Source organism: Limimaricola hongkongensis DSM 17492 (assembly GCF_000600975.2).
Classification (GTDB): Bacteria; Pseudomonadota; Alphaproteobacteria; order Rhodobacterales; family Rhodobacteraceae; genus Limimaricola; species Limimaricola hongkongensis.
In genome coordinates, this window is the sequence record NZ_KK088653.1 from 413,791 (window position 1) to 426,437 (window position 12,647).

General features: G+C 68.2%; 9 protein-coding genes. 8 read left to right on the plus strand and 1 reads right to left on the minus strand.

Features of this window, described 5'->3' with window-relative positions; translation table 11 throughout:
• The first annotated feature begins 12 nt into the window (after positions 1-12).
• The 5 genes from LOKHON_RS12455 to LOKHON_RS12475 all read left to right on the plus strand — a co-directional run bounded on the left by LOKHON_RS12455 (position 13) and on the right by LOKHON_RS12475 (position 8,084).
• A complete protein-coding gene (locus LOKHON_RS12455) occupies positions 13-1,545 on the plus strand; it encodes an acyl-CoA carboxylase subunit beta (RefSeq protein ID WP_017926995.1) in 1,533 nt (510 codons plus the stop codon).
• The gene (locus tag LOKHON_RS12460; RefSeq protein ID WP_017926996.1) at positions 1,526-3,556 is read left to right on the plus strand and encodes an acetyl-CoA carboxylase biotin carboxylase subunit; all 2,031 of its coding nucleotides are present in this window, start codon (positions 1,526-1,528) and stop codon (positions 3,554-3,556) included. Before LOKHON_RS12455 ends, LOKHON_RS12460 begins: the two co-directional genes overlap by 20 nt.
• Positions 3,557-3,575: 19 nt before the next feature.
• Positions 3,576-5,723 (plus strand): methylmalonyl-CoA mutase, encoded by a 2,148-nt coding sequence (scpA, locus tag LOKHON_RS12465; RefSeq protein WP_017926997.1) that lies wholly within the window; start codon positions 3,576-3,578, stop codon positions 5,721-5,723.
• Positions 5,724-5,992: 269 nt separating this feature from the next.
• Positions 5,993-6,253: a hypothetical protein gene (locus LOKHON_RS12470; protein WP_017926998.1), complete on the plus strand. Its 261-nt coding sequence runs from the start codon at positions 5,993-5,995 to the stop codon at positions 6,251-6,253.
• A 259-nt stretch (positions 6,254-6,512) separates the two neighbouring features.
• On the plus strand, positions 6,513-8,084 hold the full coding sequence (locus LOKHON_RS12475) for a xanthine/uracil/vitamin C permease (protein WP_017926999.1): 1,572 nt from the start codon (positions 6,513-6,515) through the stop codon (positions 8,082-8,084).
• A gap of 82 nt (positions 8,085-8,166) precedes the next feature.
• On the opposite strand, the gene LOKHON_RS12480 is transcribed toward LOKHON_RS12475, so the two are convergent.
• Positions 8,167-8,544: a hypothetical protein gene (locus tag LOKHON_RS12480; RefSeq protein WP_162561803.1), complete on the minus strand. Its 378-nt coding sequence runs from the start codon at positions 8,542-8,544 to the stop codon at positions 8,167-8,169.
• Positions 8,545-9,003: 459 nt separating this feature from the next.
• Between LOKHON_RS12480 and LOKHON_RS12485 the strand changes: the two genes are divergently transcribed.
• The 3 genes from LOKHON_RS12485 to LOKHON_RS12495 all read left to right on the plus strand — a co-directional run bounded on the left by LOKHON_RS12485 (position 9,004) and on the right by LOKHON_RS12495 (position 12,619).
• A complete protein-coding gene (locus LOKHON_RS12485) occupies positions 9,004-10,269 on the plus strand; it encodes an MFS transporter (protein WP_017927001.1) in 1,266 nt (421 codons plus the stop codon).
• A gap of 214 nt (positions 10,270-10,483) precedes the next feature.
• The gene (locus tag LOKHON_RS12490) at positions 10,484-11,779 is read left to right on the plus strand and encodes an O-acetylhomoserine aminocarboxypropyltransferase/cysteine synthase family protein (protein WP_017927002.1); all 1,296 of its coding nucleotides are present in this window, start codon (positions 10,484-10,486) and stop codon (positions 11,777-11,779) included.
• Between the two features lie 573 nt (positions 11,780-12,352).
• On the plus strand, positions 12,353-12,619 hold the full coding sequence (locus LOKHON_RS12495; RefSeq protein ID WP_017927003.1) for a PepSY domain-containing protein: 267 nt from the start codon (positions 12,353-12,355) through the stop codon (positions 12,617-12,619).
• Positions 12,620-12,647 lie beyond the last annotated feature (28 nt).

Genomic DNA, 12,647 nt, shown 5'->3' on the forward strand with positions numbered 1-12,647 from the left:
AGGAGGACGCCGATGCAAGAGATTTTGCGCGAGCTCGAAGAGCGCCGCGCCTCGGCCCGACAGGGCGGTGGCGAAAAGCGCATCAAAGCGCAGCACGCCAAGGGCAAGCTGACCGCGCGCGAGCGGATCGAGCTGCTGCTCGACGAGGGCAGCTTCGAGGAATACGACATGTTCGTCGCCCACCGCTGCACCGATTTCGGTATGCAGGACAGCCGCCCCGCGGGCGACGGCGTTGTCACCGGCTGGGGCACGGTCAATGGCCGGATGATCTATGTCTTCAGCCAGGACTTCACCGTCTTCGGCGGATCGCTGTCGGAAACCCACGCCCAGAAGATCTGCAAGATCATGGATATGGCAATGCGCAACGGCGCGCCGGTCGTGGGCATCAACGATTCCGGCGGCGCCCGCATCCAGGAAGGCGTGGCGTCCCTGGGCGGCTATGCCGAGGTGTTCCAGCGCAACGTGCTGGCCTCGGGCGTGGTGCCGCAGATCTCGTTGATCATGGGCCCCTGCGCCGGCGGCGCGGTCTATTCGCCCGCCATGACCGACTTCATCTACATGGTGAAGGACTCGTCCTACATGTTCGTCACCGGCCCCGACGTGGTGAAGACGGTGACCGGCGAGGTCGTCACCGCCGAGGAGTTGGGCGGCGCGCTGACCCATGCGCGCAAGTCGAGCGTCGCCGACGCGGCCTTCGAGAACGACGTCGAGGCGCTTCTTGAGGCGCGACGGCTGATCGATTTCCTGCCGCTCAACAACCGCGAGAAGGCGCCGAAACGCCCCTTCTTCGACGATCCCGCGCGCGAGGAGCCGAGCCTCGACAGTCTGATCCCGGCCAACCCCAACCAGCCCTACGACATGCACGAGCTGGTCACCAAGATCGCCGACGAGGGCGATTTCCTCGAGATGCAGGCCGAGTTCGCCAAGAACATCCTCACCGGTTTCATCCGGCTCGAGGGCCAGACCGTCGGCGTCGTCGCCAACCAGCCGATGGTGCTGGCGGGCTGCCTCGATATCGACAGCAGCCGCAAGGCCGCGCGCTTCGTGCGCTTCTGCGACGCCTTCGAGATCCCGATCCTGACGCTGGTGGACGTGCCGGGTTTCCTGCCGGGCACCGGTCAGGAATATGGCGGTGTGATCAAGCACGGCGCCAAGCTCTTGTTCGCCTATGGCGAGGCGACGGTTCCGAAGGTCACCGTCATCACCCGCAAGGCTTACGGCGGCGCCTATGACGTCATGGCCTCCAAGCACCTGCGCGGCGACGTGAACTATGCCTGGCCCACCGCGCAGATCGCGGTGATGGGCGCCAAGGGCGCGACCGAGATCCTCTATCGCTCCGAGCTCGGCGACCCCGACAAGATCGCGCAGCGTACCAAGGAGTACGAGGATCGCTTCGCCAACCCCTTCGTCGCGGCCGAACGCGGTTTCATCGACGAGGTGATCATGCCGCGCGCCACCCGCCGCCGCGCCGCCCGCGCCTTTGCCGCCCTGCGGAACAAGAGCCTCGAGAACCCGTGGAGGAAGCATGACAACATCCCGCTCTGAGGCCCGCGCGCCGTTCCGCAGCCTGCTCGTCGCCAATCGCGGCGAGATCGCCTGCCGGGTGATCCGCTCTGCCCGCGCGATGGGGATCGAGACCATCGCGATCCACTCCGAGGCCGACCGCGACGCGGTGCATGTCGCCATGGCCGACCGCGCGGTCGAGATCGGGCCCGCGCCAGCGGCGCAGTCCTATATCGACATGGAGCGCGTGCTGCGGGCGATCGAAGACACCGGCGCCGAGGCCGTGCATCCGGGCTATGGCTTTCTTTCCGAGAACCCGAAATTCGCCCGCGCGCTGGCCAAGCGGGGCGTGGTCTTCGTCGGCCCGCCGGCGGGCGCCATCGACAAGATGGGCGACAAGATCGCCTCCAAGAAGATCGCCGCCGAGGCGGGTGTGTCGACCGTGCCGGGCCATATGGGGCTGATCGAGGACGCCGAAGAGGCGGTGAAGATTGCCCGCGAGATCGGCTACCCGGTGATGATCAAGGCCAGCGCCGGCGGCGGCGGCAAGGGCATGCGGATCGCGCATGACGACGACCAAGCGCGCGAGGGCTTCGAGGCGTCGAAGCGCGAGGCGGCCTCCTCCTTCGGCGACGACCGGATCTTCATCGAGAAGTTCGTGGTCGGGCCACGGCATATCGAGATCCAGGTGCTGGCCGACCGGCATGGCAACTGCGTCTATCTGGGCGAGCGTGAATGCTCGATCCAGCGCCGCAATCAGAAGGTCGTCGAAGAGGCGCCGTCGCCCTTTCTCGACGAGGCGACCCGCACCGCCATGGGGGAGCAGGCCTGCGCTCTGGCCCGCGCCGTGGGTTACGAAAGCGCGGGCACGGTCGAGTTCATCGTCGACGCGGAGCGCAATTTCTACTTTCTCGAGATGAACACGCGGCTGCAGGTCGAGCATCCGGTGACCGAGCTGATCACCGGCATCGATCTCGTCGAGCAGATGATCCGCGTGGCCGCCCAAGAGCCGCTGCCCTTCGCGCAGCAGGACATCAAGCTCAATGGCTGGGCGATCGAGAGCCGGCTCTATGCCGAGGATCCGTATCGCGGTTTCCTGCCGTCGATCGGGCGGCTGACCCGCTATCGCCCGCCGCAGGAGTTCGTCTCGGACGCGGAGGTCGTGCGCAACGACACCGGCGTCGCCGAGGGCGGCGAGATCTCGATGCATTACGACCCGATGATCGCCAAGCTGTGCACATGGGCGCCCGATCGCGCCCGCGCCATTGACGCGATGGAGCGCGCGCTCGACGGCTTCGAGCTGGAGGGCATCGGCCACAACCTGCCGTTCCTCTCGGCGGTGATGGCGCATCCCAAGTTCCGCTCGGGCGACATCCACACCGGCTTCATCGCCGAGGAGTGGCCCGAGGGCTTCGACGGCGTGGCGCTGCCCGGCGAGACGCTGCGCCGGATCGCCGCCGCCTGCGCCACGCTGCAGCGGATCGAGGAGATCCGTCGCGCCCGCATCTCGGGCCGGATCGACCACCACGAGCGCCGCGTGGGCAAGGCCTTCGTCGTGCAGGTCGCGGGCGAAAGCCATGCCGTGACGCTCAAGGCCGGAACGGGCGCCACGGATGTGCGCTTCGAGGACGGCACGGTGATGCGGGTCGAGGGCGACTGGAGGCCGGGCATGCGGCTGGCGCGGCTGGTGATCGACGGGGTGCCGACGGTGCTCAAGGTCGCGCCGCGCATCGCGGGCTTCCGCCTGCGCCATCGCGGCGCCGATCTCGACGTGAAGGTCTGGACCGCGCGGCAGGCCGAACTGGCCGCGTTGATGCCCGAGAAACAGGGCGCCGACACCTCGAAGCTGCTGCTCTGCCCGATGCCGGGCGTGGTGGTGCATGTCGATGTGGTGGAGGGGCAGGAGGTCGAGGAGGGCCAGCCGCTCTGCACCGTCGAGGCGATGAAGATGGAGAACGTGCTGCGCGCCGAGCGCAAGCTCAGGGTCGCCAAGCTGCACGCGGCGGCGGGCGACAGCCTGTCGGTCGACCAGACCATCATGGAGTTCGAATGACACTCGGGAGGAGCGCGAGATGACCGGCCACAACGACCGCCGCGCCGCATGGGCCGCGCGCGCGCAAAAGGAGCTCAAGGGCCGCGACCCCGAGGCGTTGCGCCGTGACACGCTGGAGGGGATCGGCGTGAAGCCGGTCTACGACGCGGGCGACCTCGAAGGGCTGAGCTTTCTTGACGCCATGCCGGGCGAGGCACCCTATGCGCGCGGCGTCCGCTCCACCATGTATGCGGGCCGCCCCTGGACGATCCGGCAATATGCCGGGTTCTCCACCGCCGAGGAATCGAACGCCTTCTATCGCCGGGCGCTGTCAGGCGGACAGCAGGGCGTCTCGGTCGCCTTCGATCTCGCCACCCATCGCGGCTATGACAGCGACCACCCGCGCGTCGAGGGCGATGTCGGCAAGGCGGGTGTCGCCATCGACAGCGTCGAGGACATGAAGATCCTGTTCGACGGCATCCCGCTGGGCGAGGTATCGGTCTCGATGACGATGAACGGCGCGGTGATCCCGATCCTCGCCAATTTCATCGTCGCGGGCGAGGAGCAGGGCGTGCCGCCGGAGAAGCTGTCGGGCACGATCCAGAACGACATCCTCAAGGAGTTCATGGTCCGCAACACCTATGTCTATCCGCCCGAGCCCTCGATGCGGATCGTGGCGGACATCATCGAATACACCGCCGATCATATGCCGAAGTTCAACTCGGTTTCGATCTCCGGTTACCACATGCAGGAGGCGGGGGCGGACCTCGTGCAGGAGTTGGCCTTCACGCTGGCCGACGGGCGCGAATATGTCCGCGCCGCGATCGCGCGCGGCATGGACGTGGACCGCTTCGCCGGACGGCTGTCGTTCTTCTTCGCGATCGGCATGAACTTCTTCATGGAGGCCGCGAAGCTGCGCGCGGCGCGGCTGTTGTGGCACAGGATCATGGAGGAGTTCGCGCCGAAGGACCCCAAATCCCTGATGCTGCGCACCCATTGCCAGACCTCGGGCGTGTCGCTTCAGGCGCAGGACCCCTACAACAACGTCGTGCGCACCGCCTACGAGGCGCTCTCGGCGGTCTTGGGTGGCACGCAGTCGCTGCACACCAACGCGCTCGACGAGGCGATCGCCCTGCCGACCGACTTCTCGGCCCGCATCGCGCGCAACACCCAGCTGATCCTGCAGGAAGAGACCGGCATCACCGATGTCGTCGATCCGCTGGCGGGGTCGTATTACGTCGAGAGCCTGACCAATGAGCTGGCCGAGAAGGCCTGGGCGCTGATCGAGGAGGTCGAGGGCCTGGGCGGCATGACCAAGGCGGTGGCGTCGGGCATGCCCAAGCTTCGGATCGAGGAGACGGCGGCCAAGCGGCAGGCGCTGATCGACCGGGGCGAACAGGTGATCGTCGGCGTCAACAAGTACCGCAAGGAGCGCGAGGACCCGATCGACATCCTCGACATCGACAACGTCAAAGTGCGCGAGGGGCAGGTGGCGCGGCTGGAGAAGATCCGGACGACCCGCGACCAGGCGGCCTGCGACGCGGCGTTGGCCGGGCTGGAGCAGGCGGCGCGCGAGGGCGGCAACCTGCTCGGCGCGGCGGTCGAGGCGGCACGCGCCCGTGCCACGGTGGGAGAGATCAGCATGGCGATGGAAAAGGTCTTCGGGCGGCACCGGGCCGAGGTGAAGACGCTCGCGGGCGTCTATGGCAAGGCCTATGAGGGCGATGCGGGCTTCGAGAAGATCCGCGCCGAGATCGACGCCTTTGCGGAGGAAGAGGGCCGCCGCCCGCGCATGCTGGTGGTCAAGATGGGGCAGGACGGGCATGACCGCGGCGCCAAGGTGATCGCCACCGCCTTTGCCGATCTGGGTTTCGACGTCGACATGGGGCCGTTGTTCCAGACGCCCGAGGAGGCGGCGCAGGACGCGCTCGACAACGACGTGCACGTGGTCGGCATCTCCAGCCAGGCGGCGGGGCACCGCACGCTCGCGCCCAAGCTGGTGGCGGCGCTGCGCGAACAGGGCGCGGGCGAGATCCTCGTGGTCTGCGGCGGGGTCATTCCCGACCAGGACCACGCGATGCTGAAAGAGGCGGGCGTGGCCGCGATCTTCGGGCCGGGGACGAACATCCCCGAAGCGGCGTCCGAGGTTCTGGCGATGATCCGCAAGGGCGCGGCCGCGCGCGGCTGATGACACCGGGGCCGGGCTGGTCCGTATTTTCGAACAGGGGCGGCGCCGTGCCGCCCCTGTTCGCCATTGGCCATGTCGTCCGGCGACATGGACATGAGAGCTGCTCGCGCGTATAAACGAAGGCCCGGACGCGCCGTCAGAGATGATGCGCCGCGCCGGAGCCGATGACAGGGCGATGCTGGATCGCCGCCCCTTCCGCAGCCAGAGCCGCGCCCCGTTTCGGCCGGGTGGTCCCGACATCCGGTCGGGAGAACAGCTCGGAGAATGTCATGAAGACAAGACACACGCTTATCGAAAGACTGGACGAGGTCGGCCACAAGATCGATGCCGCCGAACGCGCGCTCAAGGACCGCGCCGAATGGACCCATGGCAACGTGCTGACCCAAAAGGAGCTTCTGGCCCGCTACGCGGTGATCAAACGCAGGCTGAACAGCGAAATCGAGGATCTCGAAGCGCATGGCCACCATGTGACGGCGCTTGAGGCGTCGCTGCGCGAATGGTGGCTGTCGATGAACCTGTCGATGAAATGAAGCGCCGCGCCCGCCGGTGATCACGCCGACCCGGTCGCCAAGTCTCGAAGGAGCTTGGTTCGTCCGCCGTTCCGCGCGGCGGGGCGCGTCTCCCGAGGGTGCTCCGTGTCGTGGCTTGACAAGGCGGGCCGGCGCGGCCCGAAAGGAGGTCGCGCGGCGCGGACATGCCGCAAGGTGGTCCGTGTTTGCCCTGTGCAAGGACGCGTCTTGGTGAAATGACCGGGGCGATATTCGGCACAGGACAGCGAGGACACAGGTGATGAATGACGGCTACGGCTACCGGCTGTTCGGCAGGGGCGATCTGGGGGCCTTCTGGGCGCTGTTCACGGACAATCTGGTCAACCTGATCATCCTGTCGGGCATCTGCCAGTTCGTGTTCCAGATGCCGGCGGAGATCGTCTTCGGGCGGATCGTGCCGGGGGCGGCGGTGGCGATCGTGGCGGGCGTTGCGGTCTATACCTTCCTAGCCCGGCGCACGGCGCAGCGGCTGGGCCGCGACGTGACGGCGATGCCCTACGGGCTCTCGACACCGGTGATGTTCGTCTATCTCTTCGGGGTGATCGGGCCGGTCTACTGGACCACGGGCGATCCGCTGGTGGCATGGCAGGTCGGCATCGCCGCGGGTCTTCTGGGCGGCGCGGTCGCGATGGCGGGCGCTCTGGTCGGCCCGTGGCTCAAGCGGGTGACGCCGCGCGCGGGCATGCTCGGCACGCTGTGCGGCATCGCGCTCGTCTTCATCGGTACCGTGCCGCTCGCCACCATCTTCGAAAGCCCCTATGTCGGCTTCGTCTCGATGGTGGTGGTGCTGTGCGGCCTTCTGGGCCGGGTGCGGCTGCCATTCGATCTTCCGGCGGGCCTGCTGGCGCTGATCCTCGGCACCGGGGTCGCGCTCGCGATCGGCGAGGCGCGGGTCTCGGTCGAGGGGGTGGGGTTCTACCCGCCGGTGCCCTATTTCGGCGACATGGCGGCGGGGCTCGCCCATCTCTTCGCCAACCCCGAACTGTTCCTCGTGCTGATCCCGGTGCAGATCTACAACTTCATCGAGACCATGAACAACGTCGAGAGCGCCGAAGCCGCGGGCGATCCCTATCCGGTCGCGGTCTGTCAGGTGACCGACGGGGCGGGAACGATGATCGGCGCGCTGTTCGGCTCGCCCTTTCCGACCACGGCCTATATCGGCCACCCGGCCTACAAGGCGATGGGCGCGCATGCGGGCTACGTGGCGGGCGTCGGGCTCGTCTTCGCGGCGGCGGCCTTTCTCGGTTTCCTGGCCTTTCTCAACAACCTCGTGCCCGTCGCCGCCGCGGCGCCGGTGCTGGTCTTCGTGGCGCTCAGCCTGATCACCAACACCGCCGCCTCGCTCAGGCCCACCCACATGGCGGCGGTGACGATCGCGATGATCCCGCATGTCTCGGCGCTGTTGGTGACCAAGTGGGGCTCGATGATGTCGGCGCTCGCCGATAGCGGGGCCGAGGCGCTGCCGCGCTTGGGAGATGCCGCGCTCACGGCCGCGATGCTGCAGCAGGGCGCGCATTACGAGGGGCATCTCGCGCTCAGCCAGGGCGCGATCCTGACCGGGCTGATCTGGGGCGCCGCGGTGGCGAACATCATCGACAACCGTTTCCGCGCGGCTGCGGCCTTCATGGGGGCGGCGGCGGTGATGTCGCTGTTCGGGGTGATCCACGCCGCCCGGCTGCACTGGCCGGAGCTGTCGCCGGTGACGACGGGGTATTTCGTCATGGCGCTGTTCCTCTATGCCTACCCGTTCCTGCAGCGCGACGATCGGGCCGGGACCGTTTGCTCCGCTCCTTCTTCCGCTCCGGCCGAATGAAGGCGATACGACGCCCGCGTCATGCATGACACCCATGTCGCGAGGCGGGCGGTCGGCGGGCGGCGCTGTCGGTGGCGCGCCGTCAGCTGTTGGCGGCGGGCCGCACGTCGCAGGGCATGGCAAGCATGTCGGGCGCGGGCGGCCACGAGGTGACGAGCGCCTCGCCCGCCTGCAGGAAATCCTTCAGCTCCTCGACCCGGCCAGCCTGCACCATTGCCACCGGGGTCAGCCCTCCGAAACGGGCCAGGCGCTTGCCGTGATACCACGACCATGTGTCCGAGGCGGATCTCGCCCAGGGGCGGACGATGCTGATGATGCTGTAGGTTTCGCGCAGCCGCGCCTGATCCGGCGCGGCCTGCCGCAATTCCGAAATGTCGATCCCGAGCGCCCGGGCCATGATCCGCGCGTTGATCGAGCCGTCCGGCTCGGTGCAGTGGTCCAATAGCAATCCGTGTTCCATGTTCATGCTCCGCCTTCGTCGGCGCTAGGCGCCGATGCTGGGTTCGAAAAAGGGTCGCACTGGCATCGAGACCTGCAGCCGCGCCCCGCCGGGGAACCGCCCTGCGGGTTGCTCCACCGGGCTTGCGCCGCCTGTTGGCGAGGCCAGTTGGCGCGGGTTTCCGCAGGGTCAATGATTGCAGGGCATTTTGCTGCCCTTGGTTGCCGGGGCGATTCCCGGTTTCAAGCGCAGTGCGTTCCGAGGGCGGAACAAAACCGCAACAAGTCCCGCGCCGTCCGCGACCGCCGTCCGCCGGGGGCATGCCTCGCGGCACGGGGTGGGGCCGCTCCGTGAGGCGGCACCTCGCGCTCCCTTGACCCTGCAGGGCGCGGCCCCATCTGTCCGGGATGGAAGCGGCGCGCCCCCGGCGCGCCGGCACGACCCGTGCCGACCGAAATCATGCGATGGGGAGACCCGGAAATGCTGCAGGTTTTGGGGGGCGTCTGGGCGCTTCTGCTCGGCATGGTGCTGATCATGATCGGCAACGGCATGCAGTCGACGCTGATGGGCGTGCGCGGCGGGATCGAGGGGTTCTCGACCTTCGAGCTGTCGGTCATCACCTCGGGATATTTCGTGGGATTTCTCGCCGGGTCGCGCATCGCGCCGCGGCTGATCCGCCATGTCGGCCATGTCAGGGTCTTCGCGGCGCTGGGCTCTTTCATGTCGGCGGGGCTTCTGGTGTTCCCGCTGATCGTCGAGCCGTGGCTGTGGACGCTTTTGCGCGTCGGGCTCGGCTTTTGTCTGTCGGGGGTCTACGTCACCGCCGAGAGCTGGCTTAACAACGCCGCGACCAACCGCACCCGCGGCACGGTGCTTTCGGCCTACATGATCGCGCAGACGCTGGGCATGATCGCGGCGCAGGGCGCGCTCAACCTCGCCGATGCCGGGGGCTTCGTGCTGTTCATCCTGTCCTCGGTGCTGGTTTCGCTGTCCTTCGCGCCGATCCTGCTGTCGGCCCAGCCGATGCCACCGACGCAGATTTCCAAGCCGATGTCGCTGCGCCAGCTCTATGACCGCTCGCCGCTCGGCACGGTGGGGACGTTCCTGCTTGGCGGGGTCTTTGCCGCGCAGCTCGGCATGGCGGCGGTCTACGGCACGGCGGCGGGCTTCGGCGTGCGCGAGGTGTCCACCTTCGTGGCGGCGATCTTCGCGGGCTCGATGCTGCTGCAGCTGCCGATCGGCTGGTTGTCGGATCGGATCGACCGGCGGCTGCTGATCCTGTCGGTGAGCGCGATCGGCGCGCTCACCTGCGGCGCGGGGTTCTGGGTGGGCGAAGGCGCGTTCGGGCTGCTGCTGGCGGCGGGTTTCGTGATGGGCGGCATGGCGAGCCCGCTCTATTCGCTGCTGATCGCCTATACCAACGATTATCTGGAGGTCGAGGACATGCCCGCGGCCTCTGGCGGTCTCGTCTTCATCTACGGGCTCGGTGCGATCGTCGGGCCTCTGGCCACCGGCCAGATCATGCAGGCGGCGGGCCCGGCCGGGTTCTGGGCCTTTCTCGGCGTGGTCTTCGCGGCCATCGCGGTCTACGCGGCATGGCGCATGCTGCGCAGGCCGGTCACCTCGGACGAGGCGCGCGCCTATCTCGGCGTGCTGCCCACCGCATCGCCCGTGGCGGTCGAGGCTGCGCAGGAATGGTATGCCGAAGAGGCCGAGCGCGAGGCCGAAGACGCCGCCGCCTCCTGACGGCGCCCGGTGCGGGCATGTCTCGTACCGCCCGCCGGAGAGGAGACCCCCGCGAAAGGAAAGCGGCTTTGCCCGGCCGCGCGCGGGGGCTGTCAAAGGCGCTGGCATGGCTCTGGGGCGCGCCGCCGATCGCCCCCGCGCCGCGCCGGGGCATTGCGCCGGGCAGGAGGGCTGGCTAGCGTCGCCGCAGATCAGGATGACGAGGGGAATTCCGATGACCGAACAGCGCAAGCTTGGCTTCGACACGCTGCAGATTCACGCGGGCGCCGCACCCGATCCGGCGACGGGCGCGCGGCAGGTGCCGATCTACCAGTCGACCTCCTACGTCTTCAAGGATGCCGACCACGCCGCCCGGCTCTTCGGGCTCGAGGAGGTGGGCTACATCTATTCGCGCCTGACCAACCCGACCGTCTCGGCGCTCGCGGACCGGCTTTGCGCGCTCGAGGGTGGGGCGGGGGCGGTGTGCTGCTCCTCGGGCCATGCCGCGCAGATCATGGCGCTCTTTCCGCTGATGGGGCCGGGCTGCAACGTCGTGGTCTCGACCCGGCTTTATGGCGGCTCGGTCACGCAGTTCAGCCAGACCATCAAGCGTTTCGGCTGGTCGGCCCGCTTCGTCGATTTCGATGATCTCGACGCCATCGCGGCGGCGGTGGACGACGACACCCGCGCCATCTTCTGCGAGTCGATCTCGAACCCCGGCGGCTACATCACCGATCTGCCGGAGGTGGCCAAGCTTGCCGACCGGGTCGGCCTGCCGCTGATCGTCGACAACACGCTGGCCACGCCGTATCTGTGCAACCCGATCGCCCAGGGCGCCACGCTGGTCGTGCATTCGACCACGAAATACCTGACCGGAAACGGCACCGTGACCGGCGGCGCGGTGATCGACAGCGGCAAGTTCGACTGGTCCGCCTCGGGCAAGTTTCCCTCGCTCGCCGCGCCCGAGCCCGCCTATCACGGGCTCAATTTCCACGAGGCGCTGGGCGCGATGGCCTTCACCTTCCATTCCATCGCGGTGGGTCTGCGCGATCTCGGCATGACGATGAACCCGCAGGCCGCGCATTACACGCTGATGGGGGTCGAGACGCTCAGCCTGCGCATGGCGCGGCACGTCGCCAACACCGAGAAGGTCGCCAGCTGGCTCGAGGCGGACCCGCGCATCGACCGGGTGACATGGGCCGGCCTGCCGTCGTCGCCGTGGCACCACCGGGTGGCCAAGGTCACGCCCAAGGGGGCGGGCGCGCTGTTCACCGTGGGCGTGAAAGGCGGCTACGACGCCTGCGTGAAGCTCGTCGACAGCCTGCAGCTCTTCAGCCACGTCGCCAATCTGGGCGACACGCGTTCGCTGATCATCCACCCCGCCTCGACCACGCATCGCCAGCTCACCGCCGACCAGCAGATGGCCGCCGGGGCGGAGGCCGACCTCGTGCGGCTGTCGATCGGCATCGAGGATCCCGAGGATCTGATCGCCGATCTCGACCGCGCGCTCGACATCGCGACGGCGGGCTAGCCCGCTTCGGGCGCGGCCGGCCTCGCCCGCCCGCCGCGTCTCGATCGCCGCCCCTATCGGGGCGCGCGGTGCCGCGGGCACGCAGCGGCGATAAAAACATTCGCGCCGCGCCGCGCTGCGCCGGGCCCGGCTCGACTTTCCGGCAGGCGGGCCCCGAAGATGTCGCTTCTGACGCCGTTGGCACGGTGCGCGTCCTTGTGGGTGACGCCGGTCGCGACATGCTCCAGAGCCATGGATCCGCGCCGCGCATAGAACCGCGCCGCCATGCGCTGCCAGCCCGGCGCCCGGCCCGGCGCTGGGTGAACCGGCGTGGCGCGAAGCCAGCCCTTGCGGACCGCATCGTCCGCGTCCGCGACCGGGGCAGGGGACGCGCGGCGGTTCGGCCACAGCTCATTCGATATTTCGCGACAAAGGCGGCGATGACATCCCGTTGTGCATGATGCGTCAACTTTCCGCCCCATTGCTCGTCACAAGTTAACCAATGCGCCGACTGCTGGCGTCGGCGGGCCATGCGGCGGGCCGATACGGGTGGCCCGGCGCGCGACCATGCCTCTTCAAGCGAACGGATCTCTCATGCGGACAATGCTCTATGCCTCGCTCCTGACCCTTGCCGCCGCCCCCGCCTTGGCGGGCATGCCGTGCGGCAGCGGGGCTGGCGGGGACTGGATGCGCCGCGAGGCCGTGGAGCGGCTGGTACAGGAAATCGGCTATGACATCGAAGAATTCATGTTGGTGGTCGAGGATGGCTGCCTCGAAGCCCGGCTGATCCATGAAGGCGCGCGCATCGAAATCCGTTTCGAACCGGTGACGGGCGAAATCATGCAGATCAAGCAGGGCTGAGCCGGGCCGTCATTGACCGATCCAAGGA

Excerpts from the sequence above, each read along its gene's own strand:
- LOKHON_RS12485 (WP_017927001.1), top strand. The coding sequence starts at position 9,004 with ATGCTGCAGGTTTTGGGGGGCGTCTGGGCGCTTCTGCTCGGCATGGTG.
- LOKHON_RS12460 (WP_017926996.1), top strand. The coding sequence starts at position 1,526 with ATGACAACATCCCGCTCTGAGGCCCGCGCGCCGTTCCGCAGCCTGCTC.
- LOKHON_RS12490 (WP_017927002.1), top strand. The coding sequence starts at position 10,484 with ATGACCGAACAGCGCAAGCTTGGCTTCGACACGCTGCAGATTCACGCG.
- LOKHON_RS12470 (WP_017926998.1), top strand. The coding sequence starts at position 5,993 with ATGAAGACAAGACACACGCTTATCGAAAGACTGGACGAGGTCGGCCAC.
- LOKHON_RS12475 (WP_017926999.1), top strand. The coding sequence starts at position 6,513 with ATGAATGACGGCTACGGCTACCGGCTGTTCGGCAGGGGCGATCTGGGG.
- LOKHON_RS12455 (WP_017926995.1), top strand. The coding sequence starts at position 13 with ATGCAAGAGATTTTGCGCGAGCTCGAAGAGCGCCGCGCCTCGGCCCGA.
- LOKHON_RS12480 (WP_162561803.1), bottom strand. The coding sequence starts at position 8,544 with ATGGAACACGGATTGCTATTGGACCACTGCACCGAGCCGGACGGCTCG.
- LOKHON_RS12495 (WP_017927003.1), top strand. The coding sequence starts at position 12,353 with ATGCGGACAATGCTCTATGCCTCGCTCCTGACCCTTGCCGCCGCCCCC.
- scpA (WP_017926997.1), top strand. The coding sequence starts at position 3,576 with ATGACCGGCCACAACGACCGCCGCGCCGCATGGGCCGCGCGCGCGCAA.